The sequence below is a fragment of the Marivivens donghaensis genome (assembly GCF_030410045.1).
In the GTDB taxonomy this organism is placed as follows: Bacteria; Pseudomonadota; Alphaproteobacteria; order Rhodobacterales; family Rhodobacteraceae; genus Marivivens; species Marivivens donghaensis.
Genome location: NZ_JAUFRA010000006.1, coordinates 119,818 through 140,271, shown reverse-complemented (window position 1 = coordinate 140,271; position 20,454 = coordinate 119,818). Strand labels below are relative to the sequence as shown.

20 protein-coding genes are annotated in these 20,454 nt (G+C 56.9%); 7 read left to right on the top strand and 13 right to left on the bottom strand.

Going from position 1 to position 20,454, the window contains the following annotated elements:
- Window positions 1-140 precede the first annotated feature (140 nt).
- Together QWY83_RS10225 and QWY83_RS10220 are read left to right on the top strand one after the other, a co-directional pair.
- The gene (locus QWY83_RS10225; protein WP_105235824.1) at window positions 141-455 is read left to right on the top strand and encodes a DUF1244 domain-containing protein; all 315 of its coding nucleotides are present in this window, start codon (window positions 141-143) and stop codon (window positions 453-455) included.
- Between the two features lie 80 nt (window positions 456-535).
- Complete coding sequence (locus tag QWY83_RS10220) at window positions 536-1,432, top strand: calcium-binding protein (RefSeq protein WP_249945962.1); 897 nt, start codon at window positions 536-538, stop codon at window positions 1,430-1,432.
- Here the strand turns inward: QWY83_RS10220 and QWY83_RS10215 are convergent, their stop codons facing one another.
- Complete coding sequence (locus QWY83_RS10215) at window positions 1,433-2,293, bottom strand: D-amino-acid transaminase (protein WP_249945963.1); 861 nt, start codon at window positions 2,291-2,293, stop codon at window positions 1,433-1,435.
- A gap of 215 nt (window positions 2,294-2,508) precedes the next feature.
- Between QWY83_RS10215 and QWY83_RS10210 the strand changes: the two genes are divergently transcribed.
- On the top strand, window positions 2,509-3,468 hold the full coding sequence (locus QWY83_RS10210) for an L-malyl-CoA/beta-methylmalyl-CoA lyase (protein WP_249945964.1): 960 nt from the start codon (window positions 2,509-2,511) through the stop codon (window positions 3,466-3,468).
- A gap of 69 nt (window positions 3,469-3,537) precedes the next feature.
- Here the strand turns inward: QWY83_RS10210 and QWY83_RS10205 are convergent, their stop codons facing one another.
- The gene (locus QWY83_RS10205) at window positions 3,538-4,206 is read right to left on the bottom strand and encodes a hypothetical protein (RefSeq protein ID WP_249945965.1); all 669 of its coding nucleotides are present in this window, start codon (window positions 4,204-4,206) and stop codon (window positions 3,538-3,540) included.
- A gap of 143 nt (window positions 4,207-4,349) precedes the next feature.
- Here QWY83_RS10205 and QWY83_RS10200 point away from each other — a divergent pair, with 143 nt between their 5' ends.
- Complete coding sequence (locus QWY83_RS10200) at window positions 4,350-5,312, top strand: acetyl-CoA carboxylase carboxyltransferase subunit alpha (RefSeq protein WP_067550224.1); 963 nt, start codon at window positions 4,350-4,352, stop codon at window positions 5,310-5,312.
- Between the two features lie 61 nt (window positions 5,313-5,373).
- Here QWY83_RS10200 and QWY83_RS10195 read toward each other — a convergent pair whose 3' ends face one another.
- The 4 genes from QWY83_RS10195 to QWY83_RS10180 are packed head-to-tail and all read right to left on the bottom strand — an operon-like array spanning window position 5,374 to window position 8,289.
- A complete protein-coding gene (locus tag QWY83_RS10195; RefSeq protein ID WP_249945966.1) occupies window positions 5,374-5,982 on the bottom strand; it encodes a hypothetical protein in 609 nt (202 codons plus the stop codon).
- Window positions 5,979-6,716: a lysophospholipid acyltransferase family protein gene (locus QWY83_RS10190; protein WP_249943327.1), complete on the bottom strand. Its 738-nt coding sequence runs from the start codon at window positions 6,714-6,716 to the stop codon at window positions 5,979-5,981. The genes QWY83_RS10195 and QWY83_RS10190 overlap by 4 nt, the downstream gene beginning before the upstream one ends.
- The gene (locus QWY83_RS10185) at window positions 6,713-7,618 is read right to left on the bottom strand and encodes a cell division protein FtsX (protein ID WP_249945967.1); all 906 of its coding nucleotides are present in this window, start codon (window positions 7,616-7,618) and stop codon (window positions 6,713-6,715) included. The genes QWY83_RS10190 and QWY83_RS10185 overlap by 4 nt, the downstream gene beginning before the upstream one ends.
- Window positions 7,615-8,289 (bottom strand): cell division ATP-binding protein FtsE, encoded by a 675-nt coding sequence (locus QWY83_RS10180; RefSeq protein WP_067550232.1) that lies wholly within the window; start codon window positions 8,287-8,289, stop codon window positions 7,615-7,617. The genes QWY83_RS10185 and QWY83_RS10180 overlap by 4 nt, the downstream gene beginning before the upstream one ends.
- 171 nt (window positions 8,290-8,460) lie before the next feature.
- Here QWY83_RS10180 and QWY83_RS10175 point away from each other — a divergent pair, with 171 nt between their 5' ends.
- Window positions 8,461-9,318, top strand: a complete 858-nt coding sequence (locus tag QWY83_RS10175) for a zinc-ribbon domain-containing protein (protein WP_249945968.1) — start codon at window positions 8,461-8,463, stop codon at window positions 9,316-9,318.
- Window positions 9,319-9,322: 4 nt separating this feature from the next.
- Here QWY83_RS10175 and QWY83_RS10170 read toward each other — a convergent pair whose 3' ends face one another.
- From QWY83_RS10170 to argH, 5 genes are all read right to left on the bottom strand, one after another.
- Window positions 9,323-11,833: a TIGR02302 family protein gene (locus QWY83_RS10170; protein WP_249945969.1), complete on the bottom strand. Its 2,511-nt coding sequence runs from the start codon at window positions 11,831-11,833 to the stop codon at window positions 9,323-9,325.
- A 48-nt stretch (window positions 11,834-11,881) separates the two neighbouring features.
- Entirely contained in the window at window positions 11,882-13,147 is a 1,266-nt protein-coding gene (gene lysA, locus QWY83_RS10165; protein ID WP_249945970.1) for a diaminopimelate decarboxylase, read from the bottom strand.
- 69 nt (window positions 13,148-13,216) lie between these two features.
- Window positions 13,217-13,534, bottom strand: coding sequence for a DUF2834 domain-containing protein (locus QWY83_RS10160; protein WP_249945971.1), 318 nt, complete (start codon window positions 13,532-13,534; stop codon window positions 13,217-13,219).
- The gene (locus tag QWY83_RS10155; protein WP_158664550.1) at window positions 13,534-13,707 is read right to left on the bottom strand and encodes a hypothetical protein; all 174 of its coding nucleotides are present in this window, start codon (window positions 13,705-13,707) and stop codon (window positions 13,534-13,536) included. The genes QWY83_RS10160 and QWY83_RS10155 overlap by 1 nt, the downstream gene beginning before the upstream one ends.
- On the bottom strand, window positions 13,704-15,092 hold the full coding sequence (gene argH, locus QWY83_RS10150) for an argininosuccinate lyase (RefSeq protein WP_105235835.1): 1,389 nt from the start codon (window positions 15,090-15,092) through the stop codon (window positions 13,704-13,706). Before argH ends, QWY83_RS10155 begins: the two co-directional genes overlap by 4 nt.
- A 12-nt stretch (window positions 15,093-15,104) precedes the next feature.
- Here argH and QWY83_RS10145 point away from each other — a divergent pair, with 12 nt between their 5' ends.
- Window positions 15,105-15,635, top strand: a complete 531-nt coding sequence (locus QWY83_RS10145; protein WP_249945972.1) for a TlpA family protein disulfide reductase — start codon at window positions 15,105-15,107, stop codon at window positions 15,633-15,635.
- Here the strand turns inward: QWY83_RS10145 and QWY83_RS10140 are convergent, their stop codons facing one another.
- The gene (locus tag QWY83_RS10140; protein WP_249945973.1) at window positions 15,636-16,205 is read right to left on the bottom strand and encodes a YqgE/AlgH family protein; all 570 of its coding nucleotides are present in this window, start codon (window positions 16,203-16,205) and stop codon (window positions 15,636-15,638) included. It abuts the gene before it with no gap.
- Window positions 16,206-16,308: 103 nt separating this feature from the next.
- On the opposite strand from QWY83_RS10140, the gene QWY83_RS10135 reads away from it, so the two are divergent.
- A complete protein-coding gene (locus QWY83_RS10135) occupies window positions 16,309-17,088 on the top strand; it encodes a protein-disulfide reductase DsbD domain-containing protein (RefSeq protein ID WP_249945974.1) in 780 nt (259 codons plus the stop codon).
- Here the strand turns inward: QWY83_RS10135 and QWY83_RS10130 are convergent.
- The gene (locus QWY83_RS10130) at window positions 17,085-20,453 is read right to left on the bottom strand and encodes an efflux RND transporter permease subunit (RefSeq protein WP_249945975.1); all 3,369 of its coding nucleotides are present in this window, start codon (window positions 20,451-20,453) and stop codon (window positions 17,085-17,087) included. The two genes, QWY83_RS10135 and QWY83_RS10130, sit on opposite strands and share 4 nt — an antisense overlap.
- Window position 20,454 lies beyond the last annotated feature (1 nt).

The window sequence follows — 20,454 nt, the reverse complement described above, 5'->3', positions numbered from 1 at the left end:
TCATTTCGGTCCCTTATTACCGAATTCATTCCATTCCTCAACTATTCTGTTGGCGATCACGTGATATTCACATCAACGGACGGTGACATTCCCGCGAAATGTGGGCAGTTTGTCGGAGTAATTCGACTTTGGAGGCTAAAATGGATGACCAAACCCGTATCGAACTCGAAGCAGCAGCCTTCCGCGCCATGCGTCATCACCTCATGGAAAAACGCACAGACGTCCAAAACATCGACATGATGAACCTCGCTGGATTCTGTCGGAATTGCCTGTCGCGTTGGTATCAAGAGGCCGCAAACGAACGCGGCATCGACATGACCAAAGACGAAGCCCGTGAGATTTTCTACGGCATGCCCTACGAAGAGTGGCGCGATCAGTTCCAAACCGAAGCGACAGCCGAAACTCAAAAGGCGTTCGAGAAGTCATTTGCCGAAAACGTCGGCACAAAAGTCTAACAAATAAATTTCTGCCAGAGACTCAGATAGCCCGCTTTCATGCCGTTAAGGGGAGTGAAGGTGTAATTAGGCTTGCAAAAATGCTTCTGGCGCTCCTCCTCGCATCGGTCGGCGCTGCCCTGTTAAGCGGGGTGGTTATCCCCAATGCTGAAAACAACACAACTGATGTCTTCGGTACCGGAACCGAGGGCGACGATATCGTGCGCACTTGGGCTGGCGACGACAGCATGACGGGTGAAGACGGGAACGACAGCCTATTTATGGGCGAAGGTGACGACTTCGCGGACGGCGGCGCAGGAAGCGACATCATCGTCGGCGGTCCAGGCGATGACGTGTTGCTCGGCGGTGCCGACAGTGACCTCATCCACGCGGGCAAAGACCAAGACTGGGTTTCTGGCGGCGCAGGCGACGACACGATCAATGGCCAAGACGGCGCTGATACTCTGTTCGGCGACGGCGACAACGACCTCATCCACGGTGGCAACGGCAACGACCGCATCTACGGCGGCAATGGCAATGACATCATGTTCGGCGGTGGCGGCGATGACCTGATTGAAGGTGGCGAGGGCAACGACAAACTGATCGACACCTTTGGCACGAACACCCTTCATGGCGGTGACGGGAACGATATCCTTCGGGGCGCAGGAACGACTGCGATGTTCGGCGACGATGGTGACGACGTATTTTACATGATGCGGGGTGCGGTTGCTGCAGGTGGCGCGGGCGCTGATGAATTCAACGTCGAAGTCGATTGGCTGAACCAGCCCGTTGGCATTGCAGACTATGACCCGACGGAAGACGCGATTGTCATCACAGTCGAAGAAGGCACGCCGATTTCACTGACCATCACCGAAACTGCCGATGGCTGGATGGTTGAACTGAACGCCGTTCAAATCCTTTTGGTGCAGGGGTCGGCAACCTTTACAGTTGCCGACCTCAATATCGTCGAAGTGCCTCCGATTACGGAAGCCGTCTAGTCAGACGGCCGTTTTCAGGCTCTCTTCGATGTAAATCTCACGCAAACGCAGCGCCATTTTGCCCGGTACGCCGTCACCAATTTTTGCCCCGTCGATCTCAACAACTGGCTGAACAAAGGTAGTCGCCGAGGTAATAAATGCCTCATCGGCATCCTGAGCTTCTGCGATGGTAAAGTTACGCTCTTCGACTTCCATCTGTGCCTCTGCTGCAAACCGCAGAACAGCAGCGCGCGTGATCCCGTGGAGGATGTCATTCGACAGGCCGCGCGTGATGATCTTGTTGCCTTTGACGATATACGCGTTGTTTGAGGTACCTTCGGTCACATATCCGTCTTCGACCATCCACGCGTCATCGCAACCCTCTTTCTTTGCCATCATCTTGCCCATCGACGGGTAGAGTAGTTGAACGGTTTTGATGTCACGGCGGCCCCAGCGGATATCTTCGATCGAGATCACTTTGATCCCCGTTTTGATCGACGGCATATCCACGAGTTTTTTCGCAAACGTGAACAACACGATGCCCGAGGGGACCTTTGCAGGATCAGGCCACGCGAAATCGCGGTCAGCGGGCGCACCACGGGTGATCTGAAGGTAGATACCACCCTCAACGAGGTCGTTCTTTTCGATCAGGTCACGGTGGATTTGCAGCAGTTCATCCATAGTCACTGGCGACGCCATCTCGAGTTCGCTCAGCGAGCGTTCGAGACGCTTTGCGTGACCAGCAAAATCAACCAGCTTTCCACCGATGACCGAGGTCACCTCGTAGACGCCGTCCGCCATCAGGAACCCACGGTCGAAAATAGAAACCTTGGCTTCGGTTTCGGGAACGTAGTCGCCGTTGACGTAGACAATGCGGGTCATGGTGGGATCCTCCAGAAAATGACGTGATCGGTCTTGGGTCATGCCTCGCGTTACGTCAAGTCCACAGCCGTCCTGCCGCGCAAAATTACGTCGCACTGCAGATGGAACGCCCTAATGTCGCATGCTGCAGGTGCAGAATATCCTTGCAGACAATCGCGCAATTTCCTAACCAATCAATCAAGACAAACGTAATTTCATTACCGAGAGGAATCGAAATGTCCTTCCGCATTCAGCCTGCCGCTCCGGCTCGTCCGAACCGTTGCCAATTGTTTGGCCCCGCATCGAACACCAAACTTTTTGCGAAAATGGCTGCCAGCGCCGCAGACGTGATCAACATCGACCTCGAAGATTCCGTTGCTCCGACCGACAAAGACATGGCACGCGCCAATGCGATTGAGGCCATTAACGCCGTTGATTGGGGCAACAAATACCTCTCCGTACGGATTAACGGCTTGGATACACCTTACTGGTATCGTGATGTGGTCGACCTGCTGGAACAAGCTGGCGATCGCCTCGACCAGATCATGATCCCCAAAGTGGGCTGCGCCGAAGACGTCTATGCTGTCGACGCGCTCGTAACCGCAATCGAACGCGCAAAAGGCCGGACCAAGCCGATTTCGTTCGAAGTCATCATCGAATCCGCTGCTGGTATCGCCCATGTTGAGGCCATCGCAGCCTCTTCACCGCGTATGCAAGCGATCAGCCTCGGCGCTGCGGACTTTGCTGCCTCGATGGGCATGCAGACCACGGGCATCGGCGGCACGCAGGAAGATTACTACATGCTGCGCGACGGCGCGAAATACTGGTCGGACCCGTGGCACTGGGCGCAGACCGCTATCGTTGCCGCTTGCCGCACACATGGCCTACTGCCAGTCGACGGTCCGTTCGGTGACTTCTCGGATGACGAAGGCTATATCGCGCAGTCCAAGCGCTCTGCGACCCTCGGCATGGTCGGCAAATGGGCGATCCACCCGAAACAGATCGCATTGGCCAATGAAGTGTTCACTCCGTCTGAAGCCAAAGTGACCGAAGCCCGCGAAATTCTCGCAGCTATGGAAGAGGCTAAAGCCCGCGGCGAAGGCGCAACTGTCTACAAAGGCCGTCTGGTCGACATCGCGTCGATCAAACAGGCCGAAGTCATTGTCCGCCAGTCCGAGATGATTGCTGGCAGCTAAGGCAAACCTACAAAATGCAAACGGCCGGCTCTGATTGAGCCGGCCGTTTTTGTTTGAACGCCCTCGCGATTAGTAGTCGCGGATGAACACCACACCGAATGCGCAGAGCTTCGCACAATCGCTCGCATCGTGGCCGAGGTTTTCAATCGCGACTGACATAGCGGATGCCGGCCCTTCAAAGCGTGGATCATCGCACTCCATATCCTGCGGATACTCGCCATTGTCGTCGCCAAAATCGACGGCCGCGCAGTTGGTCATGGCCTTCGCGTCGTTGAAGTCCCAAAGTTTTACGTCACCGTTGAGATAAGCCACCGAACAATCGGTCGCGTCAGCACCAACGTAGGTCCAGCTCACACTACTGGCCATCGCTGTTCCATAGAACCGACGGTCATCACATTCGCCATCCATCGACCATTCACCACTGTCATCGCCGAAGTTAATACCATCCACGATCACAGGTTCAGGCGCCGTAACGCGTCCGCCCTTCACGCCTGCTTGTGCAGAGGCCGATAGTGTAATCGTGCCGGCATTAAACGCGGCTTCGCAGTCGCTCGCGTCATGCATAATGTCCGAGTCCAAAAGCGGGGTCGTCGTCATCCCCTTCCCCTCGAAACGAGGGTCGTCACATTCGCCGTCATTCGACCACTGGCTGGCATCATCGCCAAAGTTGATAGACTGCGCGACCAATGGGTTCGCGGCCAAAAGTGCAATCGCTGCTGCTGTTAAAACTACTCGCATGAGAATCTCCAAAATCAATCAACTCACCTTTGCAAATGCCCGTGTTCGGCGCAACAAACAGCCTCAACGCGACAAGGCGAGTTGCAAAGCACCGCCATGCGGCCTTATATCCAGACGAAACGTAACGTCCCGAGAGGCAAGAGATGACGATTTACCTCGAGTTCGAAAAACCCCTCGCCGAGATTGAGGGCAAAGTCGAAGAATTGCGCGCCCTTGCCCGTGCAAATCCAGAGATGGACGTCGAAAAAGAAGCCGCAGGCCTTCAAAAAAAGGCCGAAGACATGCTGAGCCAACTGTATGGCTCGCTGACACCTTGGCGCAAATGTCAGGTCGCCCGTCATGCGGAACGCCCGCATTGCCGCGATTATATCGAGACGCTTTTCACCGATTACACCCCGCTTGCGGGTGACCGTAACTTTGCCGAAGACAACGCTGTTTTGGGTGGTCTTGCACGGATCAACGGTCGTTCGGTGATGGTGATCGGTCACGAAAAAGGCAGCGACACCAAGAGCCGCATTGAACACAATTTTGGCATGGCACGCCCCGAAGGCTATCGCAAAGCGATCCGCCTAATGGACCTCGCTGACCGTTTTGGCATTCCGGTGATCACGCTTGTCGACACCCCAGGCGCTTACCCTGGTAAAGGTGCTGAAGAGCGCGGCCAGTCCGAAGCTATCGCCCGTTCGACCGAAAAATGCTTGTCGCTCAAAGTTCCGCTAATCTCTGTCGTGATCGGCGAGGGCGGCTCTGGTGGTGCGGTTGCATTTGCGACCGCGAACCGTGTCGCGATGCTCGAACATTCGATCTATTCCGTGATTTCGCCTGAGGGCTGCGCATCGATCCTCTGGAAAGATGCAGAAAAAATGCGTGAAGCGGCAGAGGCGCTGCGTCTGACCGCGCAAGACCTTAACGAACTCGGCATCATCGACAAAATCATCAAAGAGCCGCTTGGTGGCGCGCATCGCGATCCCAAAACCGCGATCAAAGCTGTCGGTGCTGCAATCGAAAAAATGCTCGACGATCTTTCTGGTCAGACGGGCGAAGAAGTCCGCAACAATCGCCGCAAGAAATTCCTTGCAATGGGCGCCAAAGGCTTGGCCGCCTAATCAGCGGGATTGCTACATGCATTTGAAAAGGCAGCGTGGGAAACCCCGCTGCCTTTTTCGTTTAGGATAATTCAAAGGTCTCGAAGACTTCGATCGGATCAGCCAGTCTATGCAAGGCCGACCAAAGGAACGGATCGGTATCGTCAGCATCGAACCTAACAGCCTTCGCACCGATTTCATGGGCTTTGGCGCGGCACCAACGGATACCCTCTTCGACCTCGGACTTATTTCCGCCAATCCACCCTGCCTCGCTCACCCCTGCAGTCATACCGCGGAGGGAGGCAAAGCCTGATCCAATGAAGACAGCGGTTCCGTCCTCAATGGCAACTCCGAACGCACGGCGCAGATCAACGGGTCGGGCAGGAGGATTGTCGGAATGACAATCACGGTAATATTCCCAGTGCGCCTCAAACCACGCAGCCCACTCAGCAGGTTTTACGAGAACCGCATTGGGGCAAAGTTCATTATGCGGGGGCAGTTCGAACACAGCAGAGCGGCGCACGACCTGCCAGTTCTTCGGCCGCAGGTCAGACCCTTCAGGCAGGATCAGACGCACACGTTCGTAGCCATCGGGGAGACCTAGTTCATCCAGATCATCACCCACCCCCAACGCATCCTCATCGACAAAAGCCGATTCAGGATGCAGTGGGTTTTGAACCAAGCGGATCATTTTTGGCGGTCGTAATATCCAGACTCGACCAGCAATTCTTCTGACCTCGTTTCGACCACATTTTCGAGCTCTTCCATGAAATCGCTCAAGGATTTGCCCGCAGGTATGGTCGGCAGAAATTCAATCACCGCAGTGCCTGGCGTCCGCATGATCCCATGGGCCGGCCAAAACGCACCAACGTTCACCGCAACGGGCACGCAGTCTTGCTTGAGTTCTTTATAAAGAATGCCCGCGCCGATCTTGTAGGGCAACTTTTCCGTCGGAGGCACGCGCGTCCCTTGGGCAAAGATAATCAGCTGACCGGGGTTGCCGATTCCTGCAACAACTTGGGCAACCATTTTACGGATCGCCGCACCGCGTTTACCACGATCCACAGGAACGCAGCCCATCCGCAGACCGTAAATCCCGATCACCGGCGTGTAGATCAGTTCCTTTTTCATTATGAATTTGCCACGCGGAAGCGAGGCATAAATCATGATGATATCGAGGAATGACTGGTGTTTTGCCGCGACGATAACCTCACCCGTCGGTGGCGTGCCACGGACTTCTGTCTTGATGCCAACCATCCAACCTGCAAGCCACATCGTAGACCGACACCAAGTATGGGCCGCCGCAAATGCACCGGATCGAGAAACCAACGCCCATGGCAGGAACACAATCCCCACGACCATTAGGTTGAAATAGATCAAACCGAGGAAGATGACGGAACGGACCCACTGGATCGACTGTTTCATGACTGGGTCCTTAGTGTGCGCAGCGCCGCTGCACGGGTTGCAAAAAATGCGACCACCGCCGCAAGCACAGGAATACACAGCGGTGCAAACCACCCTGCGCCTTGGAAACCGAGCCCCGTGAGGAAACCACCTGCGACTTCGGTGCTGGGCAACAATAGAACAGCCAGCATACCCACGATAGACCCTGCTGCAGCCCCCGCAAAGGCGCGGATGGTAAAGCGACGGACAAACGCGCCCGCGATGTAAAGGTCGCGCGCACCAACAAGGCGCATCACACGAATGACCTGCGCATTCGCCGACAACGCCGCCTGTGCGGCCAAGGTGATCATCGCCCCCATCGCCGCTGCAATCAAAAGGATCGCCGTAACCGCCAATAACCGCAGCCGACCAGCCGCATCAATCAACGGCTCCCGCCAGCGCGTGTGATCGTCCAAGATCGCACCCGGCACCTCAGCCTGAAGTCGCGCACGAAGGCCCGTTGGATCATAGCCGTCGCCCTCTTCGATGATTTCGATAAGGCGAGGGATGGGAAGGCTGGCAATGGGGATGTCAGGACCAAACCACGGCTCGAGAAGCTCTTGCTGTTCTTCGGCGCTCAATGCACGGGCGGAAGCGACACCTGGTGTGGTTTCCAACAGCTTAATCGCGGCGGCCTGTTGTGCGTCCAATTGATCCGCAGGCGCCGAAATCCGAAGGGTCGAGGTCCGCGCCAGTTCTGCAGACCAACGATCGGCCAGACGGCCCGTTGCCAAGGAGAGCGCCAAAGCGAACACCGCGAGAAACGCCATAGCGCCCGAGGTGAACAAGGTCAGGCGTGCCGTATAGCCCGTCGGCGGCACTGAACGATCGGCAAGCGGGTCGCCTGCCAACATAGCAATAAAACGTCCAAATGCGGTGATCATAGGTCGACCCCCGCTGCTTGAAGGCGGCGATTGTTGAGACGCAGAACACGCGATTGAACCTGCGTTTTCGCGGCCCGAATGAGGTTCATATCGTGGGTCGCGATCAGCACGGCCTTGCCCATTTTGTTCAACTCGATCAGCAACCGCAAAAGCCGCTGTGACATTTCCCAATCGATATTCCCTGTCGGCTCGTCCGCAATGATAACGTCAGGCGAGATGATCACTGCCCGTGCCAATGCAGCACGCTGGCGTTCGCCGCCCGACAGTTCCGGTGGCAATTGTCCTGCCTGATGCGCGAGGCCGACCCAGCGCAGCAGGTCTTCGAGGTAGTCACCCGCCTCTTGGGCACGACCCGCGACCGTAAGCGGCAAGGCGATGTTCTCCGCCACGGGGAGGTGATCCAAAAACTGGCAATCCTGATGCACTACGCCGATTTTACGCCGCGCCAATGCGACCTCATCGCGCCCCATTTCACGAGCGTTTTGACCGAACAAACGTACGTGCCCAGAGGTCGCACGCAGTTCGCCGTAGCAGAGTTTGAGCAAAGTTGTTTTGCCCGCACCCGATGGGCCGGTCAAAAATTGGAACGACCCCGGCGCGAGGTTGAGCGAAACGTCTGAAAACAATTCGCCCCCGCCGTAGGAATAGGCCACACGGTCTAATTCGATCACAGAAAGATCCTTTCACGCCCCCACCGCTGTGTTCTGCCGAAAACACTCGCAGAATTCAATCGCACTTGACGGGCATGGGCGTGCTTTTGCTTTTCCATTTCCTCTCAGATTGTTACTAATACTCGAACAAAGACTTACTGTTCGGACAAACCGGACGGCGGAGATGGTATAATGCGGCTGATCTGCCCCAATTGCGGCGCCCAATACGAAGTCCCAGATGACGTCATTCCGGAGGCCGGACGTGACGTTCAGTGTTCGAACTGTGGCTCAACGTGGTTTGAACGACCCGGAGACTCTGACCGCGAAGAAAACGATGCAGTTTTCACGACTGATATCCCCGTAGCTCAGGCCGCTCCAGAACCCGAAGGCGTTCAAGAAGACGACGAATTGGTGATGCCCGAACCAGACTTTGGTCCGGAGCCAGCACCTGTGTTTGGATCATCAGACGACTACGACGAAGACTATGAGGACGACCTTCCGCCGCCGACACTGTCGCCGCGCCGCCCTCGTCGAACCATTGACCCAGAAATCGCCAGTATTCTGCAAGAAGAAGCAGACCGAGCCGAAGAACGCCGTCGAGAGTCGCAACAAGACCCGATGGAAAGCCAGCCCGATCTGGGCCTAGATGAACCGCCGAGCCCCGAAGCAAAGCGCGCCGAAGAAGCACGACGTCGCATGTCGCTGCTCAAAGGGGAAACTGAACTTAACGATGCCGGACCGCGGAGCGACCGCCTCCCCGACATTGATGAGATCAATTCCACCCTGCGGTCGGCATCAGAGCGTCCTGACAATGCTGTAGCACAAACCGCGCAGGTCGTTCGCCGTAAGAGCGGGTTCAAAACGGGTTTCCTAGGGGTGCTCTTGATCGCGGTTATTGGTGCTGGCGGTTATGTGTTCGCCGACCGCATCGCAGCGATGGTTCCGCAATCTCAGCCTGCGTTAGAGACCTACGTTGCTTGGGTTGATGGGCAACGGATTGCGTTGGATGAAACCGTGCAGGGCATGCTCGCCAATCTTGGCAACGATTGATCGATCAGAACCGATCTAGAAGCCGCCGCAAATAGTTGCGTTCGTCCTCTGGGCGATCCAATTCTGCAGAACGACGGCGAATTTCGTCCAAGAGTTCGCCTGCGCGACGATAAATATCTTCGCCCTGCAAGAGGTTCTGGTCCGTGCCGGATTGCCCTTCGGTGCCCAGCTGTCGTCCCAGTGGATCGCTCTGACGTGGGGCCGCTTGTGCGGTTTGGTCCCCTTGCTGTTGACCTTGCCCGCTCTCATCGCGCTCAGACTGGGCAATCGCACGACCAAGTTCGCGCAGCCCTTCGCGTAATGCGTCCATCGCTTCGGCCTGACGGTCAATCGCCTCTGCCATATCGCCACGGCGTAGCGCGTCCTCGGCACGGTCCATAGACCGCTCTGCCTGTTCGATGGCGCGACGCGCAGCTTCGGCCTCGTCACCTGACAGGTTCGGCAAATTACGGCGCTGCTCTTCCAGCATCTGCCGCAAGGCTTCTTGACGGTCCGCTAGGTTCTGCTGACCCGGATCGCCGTTCGTGCCGTCCCCGTCACGCGGGGTTTCGCCAGGTCGTTGCTCCGTCTCTTGCTGGCCACCGTTGAACTGATCCTGCAGATCGCGGAAGGCATCGTCGGACAGTTGCTGTTGGTCGCGAAGTGTTTCGCCCAAATCTTCCATGGATTTTTGACCTGGAGAGCGAGGACCACCCTGCCCTTCGCCTTGGGTCATTTTCATGTTTTCCATGAGCTGATTGAGCTGTTCCATCAGGACCGCAGCTTCGGGCATACGGCCTTCTTCCATCATTTCTTGGATACGATCCATGAGGGCGTTCAGCTCGTCCTGTGTGAACTGCATCGTCTCGCCGCCACCATCTGGCTGATCCGTCGAGTTCTCGTTGGGGTCCATCTGATCGGCGAGCATCTGCATGTAGTCGTTGGTTGCGTCGCGCAGCTCGTCCATCAGTTCCTGAATTTCAGCCGCACTCGCACCGTTACGCATCGCTTCGGCCAGACGATCTTGGGCCCGCTGGAGCCGTTCGCGAGCATCGGCAAGCGCGCCTTCTTCGAATTCAATCGCGAGGTCCCACATGAGAGCCGCAACCTCATCGCGCTCTTCATCTGTCAAACCACCTTCGTATTTCGCTTCGAGCGTTTCAACGACACCGCGCACCATCGGGAAATGCGTCTCGTTTCGAAAGAAACCATCAGGGCGGTTTGAAATCGCTCGCAACAACTGCGCGACACGCGGTGCATTAGCCGTCGACCACAGCAGATCTCGGCGCTGTTCGATGATCACGCGGGCAACAGGTTGAAAGAAACGACGCCCTGGTAAAACCATCTGGGTCTCGACGGACTGTCCCGCCTGCCCCTTAGCGTCTGTCACTTCCAGACGCACTTTCACAGGGAGGTTCGCCATGACTGATTGGCTGAAGTTGTCGATCAACGCCTCATCAAATGCCGCTCTGTCGCCCGTAATCGGAATGGGTAGATCAACAATCAGAGGCGCAATCGGGTCTGGATCGATCGCTAGGCCGTGACGGCGGTCGATCTGGGCAAGGTCAATCGACACCGTCGCGGACCCACCTGTTACACCGTAGTCGTCAGTCGCGCGAAACGGCAGGGTCATTTGGCCTTCTGCATTCGAAAGAGCCGGCCCTGTCAATTCGACCGAAGGTATGCCATCAGTCACAATGGAAACGTCCCACGCCTGACCGCCCGAGCCATCAATGCGCAATTCGCCCTGCTGCAGCGCGTCAAAAACCTGATGCTGATCCGACGCAGGCGGCAGTTCGTCAGCACGACGCCCCGACACGGTTTCCGACAACGTTAACGCGCCAATGTCGCCATAAAACCGTACAGTGAAGCGCGACCCTTCGGGCACCTCGATCCGATCTTCGTCCAGATCAGGTAGATAGAGCGTCGGTTTGCCCGTGTAAGCTGGCGGCTCAATCCATCCCTCCCACGTTGGCCCTGTCGCAGCGGTGGAAGCCGATCCCACGGGCGAGGCTTGAGCCACGGTTCCGATACGTGTGACAGAACCGAACAAAAGCCCAACCATCAAGAACAACAGCGCAATATAGCGAAGGCCGAACGGGTCGGCTTGGGACACACGCAGGTCGGGCGAAACATAACGCGCTGCCTTGGTTCGATCTTGCATCCGCTGGAGGTGCGCAATCCAAACGGCCTCTGATGCGGGATCACCCGCGCCGACCGCTTGGGCATCGCCAAGCGCCAAAATTGGCCGCCCAGGAAGACGCGCATCGACACGAGCAAGAGCCTCAGCCCGCAGCGGCCAGCGGAAACGCCGCCACCCGCGCCATGTGAACACGGCAATACCGATCAGCCCAGCAACCGCGAGAGTCCAGACGATTTCCAAAGGCATGTCATTGTGAACGCCCAGCAAAAGCGGCGCGAGCATGAGGAACAGGATTGTCCAAACGGGCCAAAATGCACGCACCAAACGCTCGGCCACGATCCCCGCAAAGGTCGCGAGGATTGGGAACCGTAGATGCGGCAAGCTTTCGGTCACGTCGGCCAGCTGTTCACTCCTATGCGTCGTGCTCTGACCTTAACGTGCTCAGAGCCACTCGGGAACGATATCGCGGGCAATCATTTCTTCATAGGTGGGACGTCGGCGGATAACCGCAAATTTATCACCCTGAACGAGAACTTCGGGCACCAAGGGACGCGAGTTATATTCGCTCGCCATCACGGCGCCATAAGCGCCAGCCGAACGGAACGAAACCAGATCACCAGCCTTCAGCGGCGGAAGGTTCCGCCCTTTGGCAAAGGTATCGCCCGTCTCACAGATACCTCCGACAACGTCGTAGGTTTCTGGCTCAACACCCGGTTCAGCCTCGATCACTGGGTCGATGTCATGGTGGGCGTCATACATCGACGGACGGACGAGATCGTTCATCGCAGCATCAAGGATCAGGAACCTACGATCCTCGCCCTCTTTCACATAGATAACTTCCGACACGAGTTGACCTGCATTGCCTGCGATCAGACGACCGGGTTCGATTTCGACCTCACAGCCCAGATGTCCAACTTCTTCGCGGATCACTTGCCCGAGTTCGACGGGCAGCGGCGGTGCCTCGTTCGAGCGGGTGTATGGAATACCCAAACCACCACCGAGGTCGAGACGGCGGATGTTGTGACCATCTTCGCGCAGGACTTCGGTCAGCTCGGCTACCTTGCGATAGGCGAGGCGGAACGGCTCAAGATCGGTCAACTGACTACCGATGTGCACGTCGATACCAACAACATCGAGACCTTTAAGCTCAGCGGCGCGGGCATACACTTCGCGGGCACGGCTGATCGGGATACCGAATTTATTTTCCTTTTTACCCGTCGCGATTTTCGCATGGGTTTTAGCGTCCACGTCAGGGTTCACGCGCACAGTGATTGGCGCGACCTTGCCCAATGACAATGCAACCTCGGACAGGACTTCCAATTCCGGCTCGGATTCGACGTTGAACTGACGAATGCCACCTTCCAACGCGATCTTCATTTCTTCGCGCGTCTTTGCCACGCCCGAAAACACAATCTTATCGCCCGACACGCCCGCAGCTTTGGCGCGGAGGTATTCCCCGATGGACACAACGTCGATACCAGCGCCCGCTTGCCCCAGCATCTTCAGGACCGCGACGTTCGACAACGACTTCATCGCGAAACAAACTAGGTGTTCACCCCACGCAAGGGATTCATCAAAAACTTGGAAGTGACGCAGCAGAGTCGCCGCAGAATATACGTAAAACGGAGTTCCAACCTGCGCCGCAATTTCGGTCAGGGGAACGTCTTCGGCGTGCAAAACACCGTCACGATAAATGAAATGATCCATTGCAGCCTCCGGTCTCGGGTCAGGGCGTCATACCAAATCCGCGCAAAACCCCAAGCCCTTATTGCGAATTTACCGCGCGGGCCGTGTGCGCAGGAACAGGTAGAGGGGCAAACCGCAGCTCACGCCGATGCAGAATGTCGCTGGAATGGCGATCAAGGCCGACCAATTGCGACGGACAGCCGTTTCGGCAATGACCCAGACCGTCAGCGCAATAGCGGCAATCGTTAGGTCCCACGTGAGGCCGACCGTGGATTGATTGACATACCACGCGTCAATCAATCCGCTCAGCCCTGTTCCCGTCTCCTCCATATAGGCAAGGAAATGGGACATCGGTTTGATGGTGCCCCAAATCGCCAGCGCGAGATAAAGAAGACGGAGGAATGACATCAGCAGTTCACGTTGATCTGGACGGTTTCATTCGCACCGCCGACCTGACAATTCCGAACCACTTGCCCTTGCTCGTTCACATTGAACCCAAGGTTCGCGATGGGCCGCAGCGGAAATCCATCCGCGCCACATCCCGACAAAACCAAAACCGCCAAAACGACCGCTTTTTTCACGAAAGAGCCTCTTTCCAACGCGCAATTTGTTCGCGCACACGCACCGGTGAGGTGCCACCATAACTTTGACGGGACATGACCGATGCTTCGACGGTCAGCACACCAAAGACGCCATCTGTAATACCCTGATGCACGCTCTGCATGTCGGCAAGGCTAAGATCGGGGAGATCACATCCTTTTTTCTCAGCCATTGCGACCAGAGCACCCGTCACGTGGTGCGCATCACGGAACGGGAGGTTCAGCTCACGCACCAACCAGTCCGCCAAATCGGTCGCAGTCGAGAAGCCGCTCGCCGCTGCCGCGCGCAAATTGTCTTTCATCGGGGTCATGGTTTCGACCATGCCCGTCATCGCAGCAATCGCCAGCATCAGGTTGTCCGCCGCATCAAAGACTTGCTCTTTGTCTTCCTGCATGTCCTTCGAGTAGGTCAGCGGAAGGCCTTTCATCACGGTCATCAGGGCAACGTTCGCACCAAAGATACGTCCGATTTTAGCGCGGATCAGCTCTGCTGCGTCAGGGTTTTTCTTCTGCGGCATGATCGACGAACCTGTAGACCATTGGTCGGACATCGACACGAAACGGAACTGAGCGGAGGACCAGATCACCAGTTCTTCGGCGAAACGGGACAGGTGCATTGCGCAGATCGACGCCGCCGCGAGGAATTCCAGCGCAAAGTCACGATCCGATGTCGAATCGAGGCTGTTCGCCGTCGGACGATCAAACCGCAGAGCCTCTGCCGTCATGTGGCGATCAATCGGGAAACCTGTGCCAGCAAGTGCCGCAGCGCCCAGCGGGCTTTCGTTCATCCGCTTGCGCGCATCGGCGAAACGCGAACGGTCACGGTTCAACATTTCGACATAGGCCAGCATATGGTGGCCCCATGTCACTGGCTGCGCGACCTGAAGGTGGGTAAAGCCCGGCATGACCCAATCAGCGCCAGCTTCGGCCTGACCGAGCAGGGCTTTCATCAACGCCTCAATGGCACCATCGACCGCGTCACATTGGTCACGAACCCAAAGGCGGAAATCGACAGCAACCTGATCGTTACGGCTGCGGGCAGTGTGCAGACGGCCCGCAGGCTCGCCTACGATTTCTTTCAGACGCGCTTCGACGTTCATGTGAATGTCTTCGAGCGATTTCGAAAACGCGAAGTTTCCGCTTTCGATCTCTGACAAAACGGTGAGCAGGCCTTCACGAATGGCCTCTGCATCTTTATCGGTAATGATACCAGTCGCGGCGAGCATCGCAGCGTGGGCGCGGGATCCTTCGATGTCCTGCTGGGCGAGACGCTTGTCAAAGTCGATCGAGGCGTTAATTGCCTCCATGATGGCGTCCGGTCCGGCGGAAAAACGTCCGCCCCACATCGCGTTCGAAGTCTTGGTCATATTGGAGGCCCCATGCGGAAACTTGTGTCAGCGTTGCTTTATACGGCGTTTGCCTGCGTTGCAAATGCCGCCCTCGCAGAAGACAGCGTTTCAGACAAATTGATCTGGCACGATAGCCCCATGCAAAGCTCGGACACGAGCTTTGTGACCGAGGACGGCGCGGAAACGACCTTGGAGCCATATCGCGGCAAAGTTCTGCTCGTAAACTTCTGGGCGACATGGTGCATTCCCTGCCGCGAAGAGATGCCTGCGTTGTCCGCTCTCCAAGACGAATTGGGTGGGGACGCGTTTGAAGTCCTCACTATCGCGACGGGCCGCAATCCCGCGCCCGCAATAGATCGATTCTTTGAAGAGATCGGGGTCACGAACCTGCCAAAACACAACGACGCCAACATGCGGTTTGCACGCTCCATGATGGTCGCGGGGCTACCTGTAACGGTTCTGATCAATCGGGACGGTCAGGAAATCGCGCGTCTGACTGGCGGGGCCGATTGGCATAGTGCTGAGGCGGTCGAGCTGATCAAAGGCGTTATTGCGCAGTAATCACGCGTGTCCAGCGGTCGACGACAGGGTGATCGGATCGATCCCCAATTGCTTGAGCGCTGCAGTCCATTTCAACTCGTGGGCGCGACCAAACAAGATGTCGTCCTTGGGATCGCAGGTTAACCAACCGTTGTGGGCAATCTCTGCCTCTAACTGCCCCGGCCCCCAACCCGCATAACCCAGCGCCAGTAGGGACATCGAAGGGCCACCTCCGCTCGCCAAATCGCGTAAAACATCTGTCGTGGCCGTCATTGAGGTGTGATCATCAACTTCCAACGTACCAGTCTCTGACGCGTAGTCCGACGAATGAAGGACGAACCCGCGACCGTGTTCTACAGGGCCGCCGAAATGGACGCGAATGTCACGCACACTATCGCCCGTCGGAATCTCTAGCTGTGACAGCAGATCGCGAAATGGAATGTCTGGCGCAGGTTTATTGACAATCAGGCCCATCGCCCCCTCGTCAGAGTGCGCACACATATAGATGACCGCATGTTCAAAACGCGGGTCGCCCATATCGGGCATCGCAATCAGGAGTTTTCCCGACAAATTGGTAGATGAAAGGTCCATAAGGCGATGATGGGTCGCGAACGAGGCAGGTTCAAGCCCTCTGCTACAAGGACTCTCCGGAACGTGACTTCCCATTACATGCATTGTCCGTAATTTAGGCGCAATGAGAGTCGCAGCAGCCATCATCGCCTTATTCGGAATTGCCTCCCCTGCCTTCGCCGAAGCGCCACAGGGCGTGGCCGCTGTTGATATTATCCCCGGTTGGCAGACGCCATCCGGAACGCGGATGGTTGGGTTAAAGATCACATTGGCCGACGGTTGGAAAACCTACTGGCGGGCACCGGGTGACGCAGGCATCCCACCACAGTTCGAATGGACGGGGTCAGAGAATATCTCTAGCGCGGCGTTCCATTGGCCTACCCCCGAACTCTTCGAAACGAACGGCGCGGTGACAATCGGCTATCACGGAACCGTGGTGATCCCCATCGAACTCACGGGAGATGGCGATACCATGCACCTCAGCGGCGAGGTTGATATGGGCGTCTGCAATGACATCTGCGTGCCTGTGTCCCTGAACTTTGACGCTCTATTGGCCGATAAGGGCGGACCAAACGCCGCCATTGCTGGTGCGCTCATCGACCAACCCATGACGGCAGATCGTGCGAATGTTTCAAAGGTTCAATGCTCGGCAGTTCCCATTCGTGACGGCCTCCGCCTGACGGCTTCAATCGAAATGCCCACCTTCGATGACAACGAATTCGTCGTGATCGAGGCACCGGGCGCGTGGGTTTCAGAGTCCCACAGCACCCGCGAAGGGGGCATCCTCACAGCGACAGTCGATGTGGTGCCGATGGTCCAAGGATACATGCTCGACCGATCCAAAATTCGACTAACCGTGTTGGGATCTGGTCGTGCCGTCGATATTCAAGGCTGCACGGGTTAACCTCGCCGTGCACGCCCGATCATAATCCCTGACACCGCATAAATGGCGAGCGTTCCAAGAGCCAAGACACCTGCATAAAGCGCAAAGGCAGCGCCCAGACTTGCCGGCAACGCGGCAACTAGTGGCGCGCCAGACACGATCAGGGGCAGCACAACCACACCAAAGGCCGCGATCATTGCAACAAGGGCGACACCCACGGGCACACGAATAGAGTTTGCTCGCGCGATTGCACCCCGACGCGCCGCAGTGAACAGCCCTCCAATATCGGCCTGAACGGCGATCAGCGACGGCACAACGACCAACACCATCACCATGCCAAAGGACAGACCATAGACCAGCGTGACCACGGTCGGCTTCAAAAATTCAGCCTGACTGGACCCTTCGTATAGGAGCGGCAGAAGGCCCAAAACCGTCGTGGCCGTCGTCAGCATCACAGCCCGCAAACGGTCAGCCGTCCCGTCAATAATCGCAGGGATCAAGCCGCGTTCTTTGGCGTAGTCGTCGATGGTCGTGACCAGAACAATCGAGTCGTTGATCACGATGCCGACCATGCCCAAAAGGCCCACGACGGTGAACATGCTCATCGGAATGCCCCACGCATTATGGCCATAGATCGTGCCCACCAATGCGAACGGAATGATCGACATCACTACGAGCGGGCGGGTCCAGCTCGCGAAAATCCACGCAAGCGTCAGGTAAATCCCGACAAGGATAAAGGCCAAGCCCGCCTTTGCATCGTCAAGAAACGCGTTTTCCTGTTCACTCAATCCCCCCAGATCTGTCGAAACGCCATAGCGGCTCTCCACATCGGGAAGGATATCTTCGTTGATCGAGAGTTTGACCTCAGCCGCACGATCCGCGTCTTTGTCATCCAAATCACCCGTCACAGAAATGAGCATGAGGCCATTTTCACGACGCACGGTGCTAAACCCAGTTTCCCGTTGCACCGTCACAATGTCAGCCAGTGGCACATAAACGCCCGCGGTCGAACGCAACAACATGCGGTCGAGGAAGTCCGCCGTCAGTTCTTCTTCGGGGATTTCAACACGGATCGACGCGCTACGGGTGCCGTCTGGATAGGTCGCAGCCTCAACCCCACCCAACCTGCGGCGCAGTTCGGTGCCCAGCGTATCAATCGTAAAGCCCAGCGCCTGACCCTGTGGCGTCAATTCGAGGATCAACTCTTCCTTATCGTAGGACAGCGAATCTTCGAGCCCTGATATCTCGGGGAAACGGGCGAGCTCTGTTTTCAGAGCTTCCGCAGCGGCCTTGAGCGTATCCGCATCCGCGCCGTAAATCTGCACCTCAAGCGAATTGCCTCCTGGCCCAGCGCCCCATGACCGGAAGGAGAGCGTTTCAGTCATCGGCGTTTGAACGACCTCTTGCTGAACGGCTGACACAAATTCACTCGACGAAATTGACCGAAGGTCGGCATCGATTAGCTCAATCGTAATCGCGCCGAGTTGATAGCTCTCTTTGGTATCCGCACCAGACAATCCACGGCCCGAATTGCCGCCGATCTGGGTCAGAACATAGTTCACCGGATTGATGCCATCCTCGGCCTCATATCGCGCAGCCACGGCATTGGTCGCGCGTTCCAACTCATCGAGCATCGCCAGAGTATCTTGGCGCGTTGCGGCGGGCAGCATAGCGATATTGCCGCTGACCTGACCCTGCTCTGGCGACGAGAAGAACCGCCACTGAACATCACCGCGGATAAAGAGCGATACTTGACCGGCAAGGATCACCAACGCACCCGCCAACACAGCGTATCGCGCCTTAACGATCAGGGACATCAACGGGCGGAAAACCCGATCCCGCACCCAACCAAAGCCACGATTCACGACCCTAGATGGGGCGTCATACCAATGCTGCTTTAACCCTGTGTCGACAGAATGGGACAAGTGGTTCGGTAGGATCACAAAGCATTCAACCAAGCTCGCTGTGAGCACAACGATCACGGTAAACGGAATATCCGCAATCATATTCCCAAAACGGCCACCAATCACCAAGAGCCCGAAAAATGCGATGTTCGTTGTAATGGTCGCCGAAAACACGGGGCTGAACATTCGTCGCGCCGCGTTTTCTGCAGCAACCGCACCCGTTTCGCCCAGCCGTCGGGCCCGAAAATCAGCGTGTTCACCCACAACAATCGCATCATCGACCACGATGCCCAACGTTATGATCAGCGCAAAGAGCGAAATCATGTTGATCGTGATGCCAGACATATACATCAGCGAAATCGCGGCGAGCATTGAGACGGGGATGCCCATCGCCACCCAAACCGCCGTGCGTGCGTTCAAGAATAAGAACAGGAGCAGCAGCACGAGAGCCAAGCCCTGCGCACCGTTCTCCATCAGGATATTCAGGCGGCCAGTAATCATTTCAGCGCGGGTGTTGATCAGATCGACGCTCACGCCTTCGGGCAAGGTCGACCGCATCTCAGCAGCGACCTCTTCGACAGAGCGTTGCAGACCAATGGCGTCGCCAGATGCCGACCTAACGACCGAGATTTGAACCGCAGGATTTTCACCAACGAAATAGGCACGGTCGCGATCTGGGCCTTCGACGGTGATCGTCGCAACATCGCCAACGGTAAGTTCCGAATTGTCGTCATTGGTACGTAGAACAATCGCCGACAAGGCATCTGCGCTTCGTTTTTCGGTGCCGGCCCGAACGCGCGAGGCCCCACCGATATCGCCCACGGGATCAGCGTTGACCTCGGACGCAATCGCAGCCGCAATTTCGCTGATCGTCACATCGTGCTGGATGAGAGACAGCGAGGTTACTTCGATCAATGTCTCAGGCGCCGCGACCCCTCGGATCGTGGTCCGTGTCACACCTGCCGCAAAGAGACGTGCGACCATCTCATCCGCAAAGCGCGACAGTTGATCGACACCCACAGGCCCCGTGATGATCAAATCGCTCACGCCATCCGACCAGCCTGCTCGACGGATCACGGGGTCATCGGCCTCTTCGGGCAGAGAGCTAATCGCGCTCAACGCGGCATCAATGTCTTTCTCTGCCTGATCGAGGTCGTAGTCAGTCTCAAACTCCAAATCGATCCGCGCGGCCCCTTCGGAGGAACGGCTTTCGCTCGACGTTACACCTTCAACACCGAGGAGAACGGGTTCAAGAACCTGAACCACGGCCCGATCGACGTCCTCAGCCCCTGCCCCATCCCACGCCACGCTAACGCGGATGGTTTCCGAGACGACGTCAGGAAAGAACTGGGCACGCATTTTGGGAAACGCGACCAATCCCGCGATGACCATAATGACCATCAACAAATTCGCGGCAGTGCGGTGGCGTGTGAAATACGACAAAATCCCGCCTGCCCCACGATCTAGAAGCGTGCGCGACATG